Origin of the sequence: Pantoea sp. EKM20T, assembly GCF_011800485.1 — a bacterium.
Lineage (GTDB): Bacteria > Pseudomonadota > Gammaproteobacteria > Enterobacterales > Enterobacteriaceae > Pantoea > Pantoea agglomerans.
The window spans coordinates 89,517-107,168 of the sequence record NZ_JAALFW010000008.1; the positions used below are offsets into that span (position 1 = coordinate 89,517).

A 17,652-nucleotide genomic window follows, 5' to 3' on the forward strand; every position below is an offset into this window, starting at 1 on the left:
AACCGAAGCGCGTGCACACTCAACATGCAAAAGTTTGATACCAAAACCTTTCAGGGGCTGATCCTGACCTTGCAGGATTACTGGGCGCGTCAGGGCTGCACCATTGTCCAACCGCTGGACATGGAAGTGGGCGCTGGCACTTCACACCCGATGACCTGCCTGCGCGCACTCGGCCCGGAGCCGATCGCCGCCGCTTACGTGCAGCCATCACGCCGTCCTACCGATGGCCGCTACGGTGAAAACCCGAACCGCCTGCAACACTATTACCAGTTCCAGGTGATCATCAAACCCTCACCGGATAACATTCAGGAGCTCTATCTTGGCTCGCTGAAAGAGCTGGGTATGGACCCGACGGTGCATGACATTCGCTTCGTGGAAGATAACTGGGAAAACCCGACGCTGGGTGCCTGGGGACTCGGCTGGGAAGTGTGGCTCAACGGCATGGAAGTGACGCAGTTCACCTACTTCCAGCAGGTTGGCGGCCTGGAGTGTAAGCCGGTGACCGGCGAGATTACCTACGGTCTGGAGCGTCTGGCGATGTACATCCAGGGCGTCGACAGCGTTTACGATCTGGTGTGGAGCGACGGTCCGCTGGGCAAAACCACCTACGGCGACGTGTTCCATCAGAACGAAGTGGAGCAATCCACCTATAACTTCGAATACGCTGACGTTGATTTCCTCTTTACCTGCTTCGAGCAGTATGAGAAAGAGGCGCAGCATCTGCTGGCGCTGGAAAAACCGCTGCCACTGCCCGCCTACGAACGCATTCTGAAAGCGGCACACAGCTTCAACCTGCTGGATGCCCGCAAAGCGATCTCGGTAACAGAGCGTCAGCGCTATATTCTGCGCATTCGTACCCTGACCAAAGCCGTGGCTGAAGCTTACTACGCCTCTCGCGAGGCAATGGGCTTCCCGATGTGCAATAACAAAAAGTAAGAGGCAGCCATGACTGAACAAACCTTCCTGGTGGAGATCGGCACCGAAGAGCTGCCACCAAAAGCCCTGCGCAGCCTGGCAGAAGCCTTTGCCGCGCAGGTAACTGCTGAACTGGATGCCGCTAACCTGAGCCACGGCGAGGTCAGCTGGTTTGCTGCGCCGCGTCGTCTGGCGCTGAAAGTCGCAAACCTGAGCGCCTCACAACCCGATCGGGAAGTAGAGAAGCGCGGACCGGCGATCTCTGCTGCGTTTGACGCTGACGGCAACGCGACCAAAGCCGCTGAAGGCTGGGCGCGTGGCAACGGCATTACCGTCGATCAGGCTGAACGTCTCGCCACCGATAAAGGCGAATGGCTGGTTTATCGCGCTCAGGTCAAAGGCGAAGCGGCCCAGGCGCTGCTGCCCGCAATGATCGCTACCGCGCTCAGCAAGCTGCCGGTGCCAAAACTGATGCGCTGGGGCAACAGCGATGTGCAGTTCGTTCGTCCGGTTCACACCGTGACGATGCTGCTGGGCGATGAGCTGATCCCAGGCACCATTCTGGGCATTAAGTCAGATCGGGTTATTCGTGGTCACCGCTTTATGGGTGAAAGCGAAATCACGCTCGACAACGCCGATCAGTACCCTGATGTGCTGGAAAAACGCGGCCAGGTCATTGCCGACTATCAGGTCCGCAAAGCGATGATTAAAGCCGATGCTGAAGCAGCAGCACGCCGTTTAGGCGGCAACGCTGATATCAGCGACAGCCTGCTGGAAGAGGTGACATCGCTGGTGGAGTGGCCGGTGGTCCTGACCGCGACCTTTGAAGAGAAATTCCTCAAGGTACCTGCGGAAGCGCTGGTCTACACCATGAAAGGCGATCAGAAGTATTTCCCGGTGTATGACAATGACGGCAACCTGATGCCGAACTTCATTTTCGTCACCAACATCGAATCCAGCGATCCGCGCCAGATTATCTCCGGCAACGAAAAAGTGGTACGTCCACGCCTGGCCGATGCGGAGTTCTTCTTTAATACTGACCGCAAAAAGCGTCTGGAAGATCACCTGCCGCGTCTGGAGACGGTGCTGTTCCAGAAAGAGCTGGGCACGCTGCGCGATAAAACCGATCGCATTCAGGCCCTCGCGGGCTGGATTGCCGGTGAAATTGGCGCAGATGTGAATCACGCCACCCGCGCGGGCCTGCTGTCGAAGTGTGACCTGATGACCAACATGGTCTTCGAGTTCACCGACACCCAGGGCGTGATGGGCATGCACTACGCGCGTCACGACGGCGAAGCCGAAGATGTGGCGGTGGCGCTGAATGAGCAGTATCAGCCGCGCTTTGCCGGTGACGATCTGCCGTCCAGCCCTGTCGCCTGTGCACTGGCGATTGCCGATAAAATGGATACGCTGGCCGGTATTTTCGGCATTGGTCAGCATCCAAAAGGCGACAAAGACCCGTTCGCACTGCGTCGTGCGGCGCTGGGCGTGCTGCGTATCATCGTTGAGAAGAACCTGCCGCTCGACCTGCAGACTCTGACCGAAGAAGCGGTGCGCCTGTATGGCAGCAAGCTGAGCAACGCCCGCGTGGTGGATGATGTGATCGACTTTATGCTGGGTCGCTTCCGCGCCTGGTATCAGGAAGAGGGTCACAGCATCGACACGCTGCAGGCGGTTCTGGCGCGTCGTCCGACCCGTCCGGCTGACTTTGATGCACGCATGAAAGCGGTGTCGCACTTCCGTACGCTGGAAGCAGCCGCAGCACTGGCGGCGGCGAACAAGCGCGTCTCTAACATTCTGGCAAAATCGACTGAAACGCTGAATGAGAGCGTGCAGGCGTCGCTGCTGAAAGAGAACGAAGAGATCCAGCTGGCGACCTTTGTCACTGCGCTGAGCAGCAAGCTGCAGCCTTACTTCGCTGAAGGTCGTTATCAGGATGCGCTGGTCGAACTGGCACAGCTGCGTACTGCGGTAGACAACTTCTTCGATAAAGTGATGGTTAACGCCGACGATCAGGCGGTGCGGGTTAATCGCCTGACGCTGCTGTCAAAACTGCGTGAGCTGTTCCTGCAGGTCGCGGATATCTCGCTGCTGCAGTAATGCTATTTGTTGTGCGAAAAAGGGACGAGCAATCGTCCCTTTTTTTATGGGATTTTTTGGCCTGATGTTTTCAACTCATACCTGAGTGTGACCGCTATAGCGGCCATTTTTTAGGGTGCAAATGAATACGCTAAAGTGCTTAAACAGCCATTGCCGGTCATCAGGAATCGGCTGTTTCGATGCGCCAGATTATAAATATTATGTCTATATATCAAAAGGTTACTTGTTAATTTTTCTCCGGTCATACTCTAAAGTTTTTCATCAATCCGGTGGTTAAGAAACCGCCCTAAAAATAGCCAGCCCTCTTTTTTTTCCCCTTTCCTGATGGATAATTCGCCAGAATTTACACCCGGTTACATTTAGTGAAATGGAATTTTCATGAAAAGGATTTGTTTATCGCTCTGTCATCCGCCAGTGCGTCTGCTCGCCATGGTGGCAGGCGCGCTGCTCTGCTCTGCTTCCCCGCTGATGGCAGCCCCGCCAGCCGATAATCCCCGCGAAGAAGGCCAGGCGATTGATGCCCGCGAGCAACTGCGTCAGCAGACGCGCGAGCGCGTGCTGCAACAGCAGAATGCGCCGCAGGCGAATGAACATCTTCCCCGTCCTGATAGTCGTCTGCCCGGTTATCCTGCCGGTGAGCAACCCTGCTTTACCATCAATCAGATCGCCCTGACTGGCGACGAAGCCAGCCGTTTTCAGTGGGCGCTCGACGCCGCCGCGGATGCCACCGGCCGCTGCCTGGGCGGACAGGGCATCGTGCTGGTCATTAACAAAGTGCAGAATGCAATTCTCGCCAAAGGCTATGTCACCACCCGCGTCATGGCACAGGAGCAGGATCTGACTAAAGTCGTATTAACGCTGACGTTACAGCCGGGCCGTATCAGCAGGATCCGTTTTGATGAACCGGTTTTCTGGCGTGGACGGCTGTGGAATGCGATTCCGGCGTCATCGGGCGAGATATTAAATCTGCGGGATATTGAGCAGGGGCTGGAAAACTTCAAGCGGGTGCCCAGTGCCAGTGCCGACATTAAAATCGTGCCGGGCGAGCAGGAAGCCACCAGCGATCTGCAGGTCAACTGGCGCGAAGGCAGACCGGTGCGGCTCAGTCTGGGACTGGATGACAGCGGCTCCAGAAGTACCGGGCGCTACCTCGGTTCCGCCACCCTCGCAGTGGATGCGCCCTTTGCGCAGAACGATCTGTTTTACGCCAATATTGGCAAAAATCTGTTTGAGCATGGGCCGTTCGGTAACCGCTCGCACACCCTGAATTACTTTTTCCCGATAGGCTACTGGGCCGTTTCCGCCAACTACAACGACTACACCTATCACCAGAACATCCCCAATGCCAATGAGGTGCTGCGCTACAGCGGCAAGAGCGATAATTTCCAGCTCACGGTCTCCCGGTTGCTCTACCGCGATCAGTCGAACAAAACCACGCTTAATCTGCGTGGCTACCGCAAACACTCCACCAACGCCGTCAACGATATCGACATTGTGCAGCAAAAGCGGCGCACCGCGGGCTGGGAACTGGGCCTGAATCAGCATAGCTATCTGGGCAGCAGCACGCTGGACGCCAGTATCGCCTGGCGGCGCGGTACTGGTGCGTTTAATGCGCTTCCTGCACCAGAAGAGTCGCGTCATCAGGGCAGCGCGCGTACCGGCATATTGCTGGGCGACCTCGGCATCAACCATCCTTTCGCTGTGGGCGAGCAGCCCTGGCGGGTCTACAGCAGTGTGCGGGGCCAATGGAGTCCGAATGCCCTGACGCCACAGGAGCGCATGGCGATTGCCGGCCGTTATACGGTACGCGGCTTCGACGGTGAACAGATGTTGTCGGGGGAAAAAGGACTGCTGTGGCGCAACGAAATTGGCTGGAATCTTTTCTCGCGCGGACATGAGCTCTATCTGGCTGCCGATTATGGCCGGGTAAGCGGACCTGCGACTCGCGACCTGGTCGGACATCAACTGGCAGGCAGTGCAATAGGCGTACGCGGCGCGCTCTGGGGGCGCTTCAGCTACGACCTGTTTGCGGGCATTCCGCTCTATAAACCCGCGGGATTTCATACATCAGGCGCGACGGCGGGTTTCAGCGTTAACCTGGAAATCTGACCACCAAAGCGGGCGATCCCGCTATCTGAACTGAGTGACTTTCACATGGATGTGACCCATGAATAAACATTGCTATCGCATTATCTTCAGCCGCACCCATGGGGAACTCCGGGTGGTGTCAGAACTTGCCCGCAGTTGCAGCACGGAGCCCGGTCAGAGCCGTGGCAACGGCACGCCGCGTCTCTGGGTCACTTTACGCCGCGCGGCGTGGCTGCTGGGAATGGCCCTGTTTGCCGGGCCTGCAATGGCGAACGGCATTGTGGCGGATAGCAATGCTACGCCAGGACAGCGGCCGGACGTCATCGCCACCCAGAATGGGCTTCCGCAGGTTAATATCACCGCCCCCAATCAGGCGGGTATCTCGCATAACCAGTATCAGCAATTCGATGTCGCGCAGAACGGCGCCATCCTGAATAACTCCGCAGTGATGACCTCAACACAACTGGCCGGAATGATTCAGGGCAACCCGAATCTCAACCCAGACACCCCAGCGGCACGGGTAATCATCAACGAAGTAAACAGCAATAATCCCAGCCAGCTGCGCGGTTATATGGAAGTGGCGGGCGGACGGGCGCAGGTGATCGTTGCCAACCCGGCCGGGATTGTCTGTAACGGATGCGGCACCATCAACGCCGGACGGATGACGCTGACCACCGGCAAACCACAGCTCAACGCTGACGGCAGTCTGGCGGGTTATCAGGTCGAACGCGGCGTGGTGCGCATTGAAGGCGGCGGACTCAACGGCGATCCCCGTCATGATACTGAGTATGTTGACATACTGGCCCGCGCGGTGGAGATCAATGCGGGCGTCTGGGCCAAAAAAGAGCTGGCGGTGGTGGCCGGTCGCAATCGCGTAAGCGCAGACGCACAGACGGTCACACCGCTGGCTGATGACGGCAGCGCCAGACCTGAACTGGCGATCGACATGGGGCAGATGGGCGGCATGTACAGCGGCCAGATCCGCATGATAGGCACTGAAGCGGGCGTCGGCGTGCGAAATCAGAACGCTCAGGTGCAGGCGGGCAAAACGCTGGTGGTGAGCAGCGAAGGTAAGCTTGTCTGGCAGTCGGCGGCGCAGGATGGCGTGACGCAGGCCGGAGGCGACATCAGTCTTGCGGCCAGAGAGGATATCGATTATCAGGGCAAGCTCCACAGTGGCGGTCAGCTGACGGTCCGGAGCCGCGAAGGCGGAATCACTCAGTCCGGCACCCTGGCGGCGGCAGGTGATGTGCGGCTGACGGCGGCCCGCAGCATCCAGAGCAGCGGACACCTGCTGGCAGGCAGCGATGCCAGTAGCCAGGTTGTGCAGGAAGCTAATCTGCAACTGGAGAGCCAGGATACCATTCGGGCCAGCGGCAGCCTGCTGAGCAAAAAAGAGGTCAGCGCGCGCGGACGCCGGGTCGATCTCAGTGGCGCTCAGGTCGCCGCCAGCCGCGCAACGCTGACGGCTCAGGAGGGTGGAGTTGCCGTGCGGCAGGCGGTGATCAATGGCACGGAGCTGGTGATTAACACGGCAGGTGATATCGAGGCGCAGCAGGCGCAGATTAGCGCCGGGCGCTGGCAGATCGATGGACGCAGCCTGTTCAGCCAGCAGGCCGGATGGTCGCAGACCGGAAGTGGCGAAAGCCGCTTCACCCTGAGTGGTGGGCTGGATAACAGCGACGGAGCGATTGAGAGCCGGCAACTCAGCTTCCGGGCCGCCTCGCTCAATAACCAGCGTGGACGCATGGTCGCACTCGACAACGCCGCCCAAAAATGGCGGATTGACGGTCTGCTCGACAATACCGCGGGTGAGCTGGGTAACAACGGCGATCTGACGCTTGAGACAGGCAGCCTGACTAACCAGGGTGGCACCGTTAAAACCCAGGCCGCGCTGGTTATTAATGCCCGCGACGCAGTTAACAACAGTCAGGGTAAGCTGCTGGCCGGTGATGCGCTGACGCTCAGCGCGGGCGGTGATCTCGATAATCACGCTGGCACCCTGAACGGCGGTCAGCTGTCGCTGACCGCACAGCATCTGAATAATGTGCAGGGCGAGATCGTCAGCCAGCGCGATCTCGATCTGACGACACTACAGGGCCTGGATAACAGCGATGGCTGGATCGAAGCGGGTCATCATCTCTCACTCAACAGCGGCGGACTCTGGCAGAACCGCGACGGAACGGCACAGGGCGGTGAGCGAGTCACGGCGACGACAGATCAGCTCAATAACGCCAGCGGCCGGTTGCAGTCTGGCGGTGATCTGGAGCTGACCAGCCGTGGCGATATCCTCAACCAGAGCGGCAAACTCACGGCGAAAAATGCCCTCGCGGTCCATGGCACCGCAGCGACGCTATTTGATAACGATGGCGGATCGCTGCAAAGCGGCGGCGATCTGCTGCTGCAGGGCGGCGCACTGAACAATCGCCAGTCAGGGCAGATTCTCAGCCAGCAGGCACTGACGCTGAACCTGGCGGGCGACTGGGACAATCAGGGTGGCACCCTGACCGGTAATGGCCGCACGCAGGCCAGCGCCGCAAATCTGTTGAATGCTCAGGGCGCGATCAATGCGCTGGATACGCTGGATATGCAGGTTGCTGGTCGTCTGGATAACAGCAATGGCCGCATCTTCAGCCGGTTAAGCCAGACGCTTCAGGCGCAGGAGATGAGCAATACGCAGGGCTGGATGGGCAGCCAGGGAAGCTGGACTGCCACGACTGCCGGTTTCGATAACACGGCGGGCAGCGTACAAAGTCAGCAGCAGGCTGAACTCTCGGCGAACTGGCTTAGTAACGCCAGCGGCGTGTTGCAATCGGCTGCTGGCATGGCGTTACGCATTGCGCAGGATATCAACAACCTGGCCGGTAAAGTCTCTGCTCAGCAGCAGCTTACCGTTCAGGGTCAGACCGAAGGCAGCCGCACCGGTAACATTAACAATGCGGATGGCCAGTGGCTGGCTGGTGAGGGGCTGACTATTACCGCTGCGCGACTCGATAACACCCAGGGCGGTCTGCTCTACAGTCAGCGGCAGTTGAAGCTGAATCTGGCCGGGGATGTGCATAACCAGGCCGGTAAGATCCAGAGCGGCGAAGCGTTCCAGCTGGATGCGCAGACGCTGAACAACACAGGCGGCAATATCGACAGCCAGCAACAGCTGACACTTCAGCTGTCAGGGCAGTTTGATAACAAGGGCGGCGCGGTACGCAGTAATGGCGGGCAGCAGATCAATGCCGCAGCGATCAACAACCGTCAGGGCGTGTTCAGCAGCCGTGAAGCGATTAATCTGACCACCGGGCAGCTGGAGAATGCCAGCGGCACACTGATTAGCCAGGGCGCGGGAAGTTATCACGTCGGCACGCTCAACAACCAGCAGGGCAAAGTCCACAGCGGCGCGGCGCTGGCCCTTGAAGCCGCACAACTGAACAATCAGGGCGGCCAGCTTGTCGCCACCCAGGATCTTGTGCTGAACGCCACGGCGATCGATAACAGTACCCAGGGTGTGATCAGCAGTCAGGCGGGGCTCTCACTGCAGGCCGATCGCCTTATCAACCGCGACGGCGGTCTGTTACTCGGCACCACCTACAGCGACATTACTGCACGTGATATCGATAACAGCGCCGGACGGCTGCAGAGCGCCGGAACGCTCATGCTGCGCGGTGTTGCACAGCTGGACAACCGTCAGGGACGGGTGCTGGCGAATGGCGATCTCACCCTCAATGGTGATCTCTCACCGACTGATTCAACGCTGGTGCTGCTCAATCAGAGCGGACGGCTGGAGAGTGCTGGCGCATTAAACATCCATGCACACTCTTTCGATAATCAGGGCGGCACGCTGCTGGGCCTGCAAGCTCTGAGGCTGAGCGCGCAACAGGACTACACCCGCCAGGCGGACGAAACCATCAGCAGTAACGGCACGGTGACTGTCTCTCTGAGCGGGGCGTTTACTAACCTGGTGGACTGGCTGCTGCCGGGTAATCTGGTGCTGAATGCGGCAGGCATAACCAACCCGGCGATGCTGGGGGGCAAAACAGTTCAGCTCACGACCGGTGCGCTGCTGAACAGCGGGCGTCTTGAAGCCGACGACCTGACGCTGAATGTCGACTCGCTGGATAACCGTGCCGCGTTGATAGGTGATGAAGTCACCGTGCGTTCCCGGGTGATCGACAACCATGGACAGCCTGCGGTCATCGCGGCAACTCAAAACCTGACCCTGCAGGCCCGTGAGCGGCTGAGCAACACAGATGGCGCGCTGCTCTATAGCGGCAATCGCCTGTCATTGCATAGCGATGACCTGATCGAGAACCGGGCGAGCTTTATTGAAGCGGACGGTGATATGACGCTGGAAGCGCGGCGGCTCGACAACCTGCGCGAAGGGCTGGTGATAGAGCGTGAGGCTGAGACCAGCGACTACAAGTGGCATCGTTATAACTACTACTGGCGATCTTACGGCTCAGCAGTGAGCACGGATCTCAGCACCATGGCGTCAACGACTCAGCAACTGACTTTCCAGGATGAGGCCGCGGCGCAGAGCAATCCTTACGGCACCCTGCTGGCAATTGACGCTGTGGGCAAACGCGCTCAGGTACGGGTCATGAACAATCAGGGCGTGCTGACCGATCTTTGGGTTAACTATCTGGCGCTGAACCCCAGCGCCGATGGCACGTATGCCATGACGTTCTATGAAACTCGCGGATTCCGGCAAAATAACGTACCAACTCCCTATCAGAACACGGTATGGCGCGAATACAACCGTGGGCGCCTTGAGCAGTGGGATCCTGAACAGCATATCGATATCGACAATGCGCCGTTCGTCACTGATTACAACAACTTCCGTGAACGAACTGCAACCGGCACCGTCAAGCGTGACAAGCTGGTCAGCGAAGGCATTGGCGCCCGTATTCTGGCGGGCGGCAACATGATCCTGCGCATCACCGGAGCGTTATTCAACGATGCCAGCGTGATCACGGCTAACGGCAATCTGACACTGGATGGCGGTGGCAGCATTGATAACCGGGGTTACTCGGTCAATGAGCGACGCCAGGAAGTGATTGTCGATCATATGGATAAAGATACCCACCACTGGTATCCGACCTTCAATTCCGATGAGACCACCGCCCTGGCGACCGTTGACGGCATCATTAGCGGCAACGGCAACGTCAGCATTAACGGGGCCAGCATCAGCACTACCACCGTTAATCAGGCGCAGATAAGCCAGCTTGAAGCGGCGCTGCAGGCAGTGGACGCTGAGCGCGCTGAGTATGAACGTAACCCACTGGCATTTGCCGTGGACGGGGTCGCCCGCCATGACGGCGACACAGAACTTACGACGGGTAATAACACATCGGGTCGCCCACTGTTACCGGCTGAACTGGCCCTGACGGCGCTACAACAGCTGGAGAAAGTCGCCACAACCATCACCAATAATGGTCTGTTCAGCCAGCATACCGCGGCGGGCAGCCCGTATCTGATCGTGACTGACGAGCGTTTTACCAGCCAGAGCAAATTTATCAGCAGCGACTATCTGCTTGAACGGGTGGGTTACGATCCGTCACAGGTGCATAAACGCCTGGGCGACGGTTTTTATGAGCAGCGTCTGGTTCGCGAGCAGGTCCTGAAACTGACCGGCAGGCCTTCCGTTAACGGCTGGGATGCGATGGCGCAGTATCAGGAGCTAATGAACAACGGCTCTAAAGTGGCGCAGGATTTCCATCTGGTGCCGGGCGTGGCGTTGACGCCGCAACAGATTGCGGCGCTGCAACAGGATATCGTCTGGCTGGTCAGCGAAACGGTTGATACGGCAGACGGCCCTCAGACTGTGTGGGTGCCGAAAGTTTATCTGGCACAGACCACGCTGCGCCTGACTGGCGCGGGCGCGGTGATTGGCGGCGGTAATCTGCAGCTCTCGGCAGAGAGCGTGACCAATGCCGGTAACCTCTTTGCGGATCAGGCGCTCTCCATCGACAGCGGGCAGTTTCAGCACCTGGGCGGCGATATCAAGGCGGGCAGCATTGATGTGAAGGCGGAGACGCTGACGATCAGCACCGATCTGCAGAATGCCCTGCGTCAGGCGACGATGAGTGCTGAGGATATCAGCCTCAGCGGCACCGATATCCGGCTGCAGGGCGCGAAACTCAATGCCACCAATAACCTCAGTCTGAGCGCGCACAACAACCTTGAGATCGGTGCCGCGAAAAGCAGTCACAGCGGCAGCCTGAACGTGATCTCCGGGGCGATGGGTAACCGCACCAGCAGCGGCATAGAAGAAGCGGGCAGGCGCATGGCGCAGGTCAGCGGCGAGTGGCAGCAGGCGCAGGGCAGCGAGCTTAACGCCGGTGGCAATCTTCTGCTCTCGGCCGGGCGTGACCTGACGCTGACCGGTAGCCAGGCCAGCGCCTCCGGCTCTGCCCGGGTTCAGGCTGGCGGCGACATTCACATCGGCGCTGAAACCACCACCAATACCACCCATCTTGAGGCTGGCAGCCGGACTTCATCGGTCAGCAACAGCCGCACGGAAGATCGTCTTTTGCTCAGCACCCTGAGCGGCGCTCAGGGTGTGACGCTGGTGGCGGGTAATAACCTGCTGGCCGAAGGCGCGCAGGTTGACAGTACCCAGGGCCGCATCGGCGTCAGTGCGCAGAGCGTTACCATCAAGGACGCGCGTACCCACACGCAGGACCTGGACAGCGAGAACAGGCGGCTGGGTAATACCCGCAGTCATCGTGACGAGGAGACGATTCGCGAGGGCAGCATGGGAAGCACCTTCAGCGGAGAACAGGGTGTAACGGTCATCGGGCGTGAGGGTAACGTGACGGTCACCGGCAGCACGCTGCACAGCGGACAGGGTGCTGTTGCGCTGCAGGCGAAAAAGGATGTCATCCTCAGCCACACGACAGACAGCGAGCACCGCGTCTCAGAAGAAAAAAGTCGCGGCCGGAAAACCAAAGGTGAACGCTCAGAGGAAATGCTGAGTGAGAACGTGGTGGGGAGTACACTCAGTGGACGTGATGGCGTTACGGTGGTAGCGCAGGACGGCAGCATCACCGCCACGGCCAGCACTCTGCACAGTGAGCTGGGGGCCGTTGCACTGCAGGCGAAACAGGATGTGACCCTCAATACCGCCACCGAACGGGCGTTTGACTTTAGTGAAGAACGTTCTGAGAGAAAAGGCTTCCTGAAAAAGAGCAGCAGCCACACTATTACGCAGGACGGCAGCACGCGCGAGAACGGCAGCCTGCTGAGCGGCGAAAGTGTCACGGTCATTGCCGGGCGCGATCTGACGGTGACCGGCTCGGCGGTGGCCGCAGACCAGGACGTCAGTCTGCGGGCCGGACGCGACGTGGAGATCGGCGCGGCAACCGAGACCGACAGCCACTACCAGCTGAAAGAAAAGAAAAAAAGCGGGCTGCTGGGCAGCGGTGGCATCGGTTTCACCATCGGCAAGCAGTCCACGCGGCACGAAATTGATGAGAAAGGCACCACCCAGAGCCAGAGCGTCAGCACCATCGGCAGCAGCCAGGGCAGCGTGGATATCACGGCGGGCAACCGGCTGCACGTCGGCGGCGCAGACCTGGTGGCAGGTCAGGACATGAACCTGACGGGCGACAGCGTAACTATCGACCCGGGCTTTGATTCACGCAGCCGTAAGGAAACCTTCGAGCAGAAACAGAGCGGTCTGAGCATCGCCCTGTCAGGCACGGCAGGCAGCGCGCTCAACACGGCAGTGAGCAGCGCGCAGCAGGCGAGGAAGTCGGGTGGCGGGCGTGTCAGCGCGCTGCAGAACACCCAGGCGGCGCTGAACGGGGTGCAGGCGGCGCAGGCAGCTCAGATGGACGGGCTTAACACCGCCGCCGCGGACGCACACAATGCCGCCGGCGACCTGAAGCCGGGGCAGGACGGCTATCAGGCGGGCTCGACCAACACCATCGGCGTCAGCGCCTCGTACGGCAGTCAGTCGTCGAAAAGAGAAACGCGTACCGAGAGCAGTCAGTCGAAGGGCAGTACGCTGACGGCGGGCCGGAATCTGACCGTCACGGCAACCGGCAAAAACGGTACGGCGCAGAGCGGCGACATCAGCATCGCCGGCAGCCAGCTGAAGGCGGGCGGCGACCTGGGTCTTGATGCGTCACGGGACATCCTGCTGCAGTCGGCGCAGAACACGCAGAGCACCGATGGGAAAAACAGCAGCAAGGGCGGCAGCGTCGGCGTAGGCATCGGCGTGGGTTCAGGCGGCTACGGCATCAGCGTGTCGGCGAGCATCAACGCGGCGAAGGGCAGCGAAAAAGGCAACGGGCTGACGCACAGCGAAACCACGCTGGACGCGGGCAACCGGCTCAGCCTGACCAGCGGGCGCGACATCACGCTCACGGGCGCGCAGGCAAACGGTGAGAGCGTGAAGGTGGACGCGGGCCGCAACCTGACGCTGACCTCAGAGCAGGACAGCGACCGCTACGACAGCAAGCAGCAGAGCGCCAGCGCGGGCGGCAGCTTCACCTTCGGCTCAATGACCGGGTCGGCGAACGTGAACGTGAGCCGGGATAAGATGCACAGCACCTGGCAGAGCGTGGCCGAGCAGACCGGGATTTTTGCGGGCAAGGGCGGCTTTGACGTCACGGTGGGTGAGCATACGCAGCTGAACGGCGCGGTTATTGCGAGTACGGCAGATGCCAGCCTGAATAAGCTCGACACCGGCACGCTGGGCTTCGGCAATATTGAGAACCACGCGGAATATGAGGTGGAGCATCAGAGTGCGGGCATGAGCACGGGCGGTAGCGTGGGCGGTCAGTTCGCCGGGAACATGGCGAACGGCATGCTGGCGGGGCTGAACGACAGCGGCAGCGCGGACTCCACCACGAAGGCGGCGGTGAGTGAGGGCACCATCGTTATCCGCGATAAGGAACAGCAGACGCAGGACGTGGCGGACCTCAGCCGCGACGTGGCGAATGCCAATCCGGGGCTGGACGTCATCTTCGACAAGGAGAAGGAGCAGAACCGGCTGAAGGCGGCGCGGCTTATCGGGGAAATCGGCGCGCAGGCGGGAGATATCGCCCGGACGCAGGGCCAGATAGCGGGTATGAAGGCGAAGGCCGACCCGGCGGCGCTGGCGGCTGCGAGGGAAGAGCTGGTCAAAAAAGGGAAGCTGAACCCGACGGCAGATGAAATAGCGAAGCAGGCTTATGATACGGCGATGAAGCCGTTCGGCACGGGTTCGTCGCTGCAGCAGGGCATCAGCGCGGTGACGGCGGCGGTGCAGGGTCTGTCGGGCGGGAACCTGGCGCAGGCGATAAGCGGCGCGTCGGCACCGTACCTGGCGGAAAAGATACATGAACTGACGACGGACGCGAACGGTAAGGTTAATGTTCAGGCGAACCTGATGGCGCACGCGGTGCTGGGTGCGGTAACCTCGTACGCGGCGGGCAATGCTGCGCTGGCCGGAGCCTCGGGCGCGGTGATGGGCGAGTACATCGCGCAGCAGCTGTATCCGGGGGTTAAGCGCAGTGACCTGTCTGAGGAGCAGCGGCAGACGATAAGCGCGCTGGGTACGCTGGCGGCGGGTCTTGCGGGCGGCGTTGTGGGTGACAGCACGGCGGATGCGGTGGCGGGGGCTCAGGCGGGAAAAACGTCGCTGGAAAATAACGCACTGAGTGATATTGCGCAGGCGCAGTCTGAAGGTAAAACGCCGGAACAGAAGGCCGGTGAGTACGTTGAGGCGGAAAACGAACGCTATAAGAAGGCAAACTGCAGCGGCATGAGCGCCGAAGCCTGCTCGGTGAAGATGTATGAAGAGCGGCGTGAAGCGCTGAAAGATATGGCTTCGCTGGGTGCTGACTTCGTTCCTGTTGTGGGTGATATCAAAAACTTTGCGGAAGCGCAGTCGGCGCTTGATTACCTTGTGGCTGCAATCGGTATCATTCCTGGCGCGGGAGATGCGGCAGGCAAGGTCATCAGGGCAGCAGAAACGGCGCTGAAGAAAGGCGACGTGGCTGAAGCGTCGAAGCTGATTAATAAGGCCAGCGATGAAATATCAGGGCATTTACCGAGTCCTGGCCAAATATCTTTACCAAGCTCTGGAGTTGGATCTAATGCTGCATTCTCAGTTAACAATGCACAACTAGGTAAAAAGCTTGGAAAACACGCTGAAGATTTTGGTGGTAATGCATCGAACGCAGCAGATAGACAGCGTGTATTAGATATTATCAATGATATCGGTTCTCACCCGGATAAAGTTATTGCTGGAAAATTTGCGGGGCAAGGTACTGGAATCGGGGCCAGTCGTGGAGATGTATTTTTTAGGATCAAGGGTAATAATGTTGTTGTTACCAAACCAGATGGTAGCTTCGTCACTATCCTTAAAGATGGTATTAATAATACATCTGTAATAAATGCATTGAAGGGGGATCCGAAATGATTAATGTTGTGGGAGGATATCAAAAATGGGCTCGCAGTGTCGTTGGAAGAAAGCTTCTAAGGGTTAATGGGGTGATTTATTCGCTTGAAACTCATGATTTTAGTCACCCTCAGCAATTACAGCTTGTTTTTTCAGAAGTTGAAGAGATGGAGAGTTTTAAATGTGGAAGGGATGGCTCGACACTTGAATTAACAGACGTATCTCTCCAGGGAAATGATCTTGGCGAATATGGGAGAGAAACGGTCATTGATATTTCACACGTTTATCCGTTCGTTAATTATATCGAAAAAAAACTTTTAAAAGTATTTTTAATTTTTTCTTCATTAGAGGATGCATTTATAGGTGTAAAGCTGGTTTTTGAAGGTGAATTAATCTTGTTCATTATGAATGTTGGAGATGAAATAAGCATGTTGGAATCTTTGTCGTCATCATATGAACAAGACGAAGGTATTAAATATCAACACTTATAAATTAGAACCTAGACCTCAATTAACCGACGTTTTCTTAACTTTAATGATCAGATTTTCGCGTACAGCAGGTTCGGAATGGGGCGTAAGGCGTAGTAGGCCATCAGCATCGGCATGAGTTCAGGCGGCTAATGCATCAGCGTGTCGACGAGCGTGAAGGTGGATGCGGGCCGCAACCTGACGCTGACCTCGGAGGAAGACAGCGACCGCTACGACAGTAAGCAGCAGAGCGCCAGCGCGGGCGGCAGCTTCACGTTCGGCTCGATGACCGGGGGCGGCGAACGTGAACGTTACCGGGGCTGTCTGGTGGGAACCTTGCGCAGGCGATAAGCGGCGCGGCGGCACCGTACCTGGCGGAAAAGATACATGAGCTGACGACGGACGCGAACGGTAAGGTTAATATCCAGGCGAACCTGATGGCGCACGCGGTGCTGGGTGCGGTAACCTCGTACCATTCCTGGCGCGGGAGATGCGGCAGGCAAGGTCATCAGGGCAGCAGAAACGGCGCTGAAGAAAGGCGACGTGGCTGAAGCGTCGAAGCTGATTAATAAAGCAAGTGATGAAATATCGGCCTATAGTTCAGCTACCTATCCAAAACTGAAAGAAGATCTGATCCAGCAAAATCTGAATAATATCGCGAAGCAGGATCCCAGACTGGCGGCGGTTGTCAAAGGTGACAATGGGAAGCTGAACTATGGTACTGGCACTAAAGAGGAAGCTGATCGGCTGGGTAAAATTTGGGTGGGAGACGGAGCCAGACCAACAAGTGATGGCACAGGATTAGTCAGTGCTGATGGAACCAGAATTTATAGATCCCCTAAAGAAAAGCCAAATGCTCCGGATTCATTAAATCCAACGGTAACTCAGGCTAACTTTGAAAGTTATACAAAAAATATTGAAACAGGAAAAATGGATAAAACTGGTAACGGTCACTTGAATATTTAAGGGGAAAATAAATGAAAGCATCTCTGAGAAGTATTGGTTGTGATTGGCTTGATTTATCAAGTTATGAACCTGAAGAAGATGATTGTTTTCAATTTTTAGCCCATTTATGTATAGGGCCATCAGAAGAAAAAGGAATAAATCATTTTGAGGTTTATGTCTGTACCCCAGAATGGCTCTGCAAACACCACTGGCTACCAGAATTGATGCGCCATACGCTTCTGGTGCGTAAATACGATCTGGATGAGATCACCAAAACCATTACGGATTATATCGACCAGTGCGAAGGGAGAGACTGGATGGAGATAGCGCATAAACTCTCCCGCGTATTTGCCTGGGAATATGAAGATTATCAGCCTTAAACGTTAAATCCCGGCCAGTGAGACCGGGATTTTGCTTTTAATCCCTAAATCCTCCCCGCTTACCGCCGCTGCAACCGAATCACACCGGGTTCAGCGGTAATCTCCAGCTGTTCCGCCTCAGTGATATCAAAGCCGGTCAGCCAGTCGCCGCCGATAATCACCTCGCCGTTCTCCCTCACCCAGTCCGCCCATGAAGAATCGAGCCACGATCGCTACAGGCTATACAGAGTTCTTTCCACTCCGCTTCATTGGTGACGATAGCCACTGTCAGCGAGTTATCGTGGCGCGTCACCCGGAACGGCGTGTCGGTGTTAAATCCGAGAGCGGCCAGCTGGCCGCCCGTGATGTTCAACTCCGGGACTGGTCCTTGCAT

At 57.9% G+C, this 17,652-nt stretch carries 9 protein-coding genes; 8 read left to right on the forward strand and 1 reads right to left on the reverse strand.

The genetic code is table 11. From position 1 onward, the window contains the following. The first annotated feature begins 24 nt into the window (after positions 1-24). The 8 genes from glyQ (at position 25) to HFD94_RS15090 (ending at position 17,279) form a co-directional block, all read left to right on the forward strand. Positions 25-936, forward strand: coding sequence for a glycine--tRNA ligase subunit alpha (gene glyQ, locus HFD94_RS15055; protein WP_003849680.1), 912 nt, complete (start codon positions 25-27; stop codon positions 934-936). 9 nt (positions 937-945) lie between these two features. Further along, positions 946-3,015 carry a glycine--tRNA ligase subunit beta gene (gene glyS, locus HFD94_RS15060; protein ID WP_010258943.1) on the forward strand — a complete coding sequence of 690 codons (2,070 nt, stop codon included), beginning with the start codon at positions 946-948 and terminating at the stop codon, positions 3,013-3,015. Between the two features lie 378 nt (positions 3,016-3,393). After that, on the forward strand, positions 3,394-5,124 hold the full coding sequence (locus tag HFD94_RS15065; RefSeq protein WP_167433260.1) for a ShlB/FhaC/HecB family hemolysin secretion/activation protein: 1,731 nt from the start codon (positions 3,394-3,396) through the stop codon (positions 5,122-5,124). Between the two features lie 58 nt (positions 5,125-5,182). Beyond that, positions 5,183-15,508, forward strand: coding sequence for a hemagglutinin repeat-containing protein (locus HFD94_RS15070; RefSeq protein WP_167433261.1), 10,326 nt, complete (start codon positions 5,183-5,185; stop codon positions 15,506-15,508). Further along, positions 15,505-15,978: a hypothetical protein gene (locus HFD94_RS15075; RefSeq protein ID WP_122889786.1), complete on the forward strand. Its 474-nt coding sequence runs from the start codon at positions 15,505-15,507 to the stop codon at positions 15,976-15,978. Before HFD94_RS15070 ends, HFD94_RS15075 begins: the two co-directional genes overlap by 4 nt. Positions 15,979-16,116: 138 nt before the next feature. Continuing rightward, positions 16,117-16,305 (forward strand): hypothetical protein, encoded by a 189-nt coding sequence (locus HFD94_RS15080; protein WP_073832249.1) that lies wholly within the window; start codon positions 16,117-16,119, stop codon positions 16,303-16,305. A gap of 192 nt (positions 16,306-16,497) precedes the next feature. Further along, on the forward strand, positions 16,498-16,920 hold the full coding sequence (locus tag HFD94_RS15085) for a filamentous hemagglutinin (RefSeq protein ID WP_122889814.1): 423 nt from the start codon (positions 16,498-16,500) through the stop codon (positions 16,918-16,920). An 11-nt stretch (positions 16,921-16,931) separates the two neighbouring features. Further along, the gene (locus tag HFD94_RS15090) at positions 16,932-17,279 is read left to right on the forward strand and encodes an immunity 8 family protein (RefSeq protein ID WP_031593501.1); all 348 of its coding nucleotides are present in this window, start codon (positions 16,932-16,934) and stop codon (positions 17,277-17,279) included. A gap of 175 nt (positions 17,280-17,454) precedes the next feature. Here the strand turns inward: HFD94_RS15090 and HFD94_RS22895 are convergent, their stop codons facing one another. Then, positions 17,455-17,652 carry a hypothetical protein gene (locus tag HFD94_RS22895; protein ID WP_181955367.1) on the reverse strand — a complete coding sequence of 66 codons (198 nt, stop codon included), beginning with the start codon at positions 17,650-17,652 and terminating at the stop codon, positions 17,455-17,457.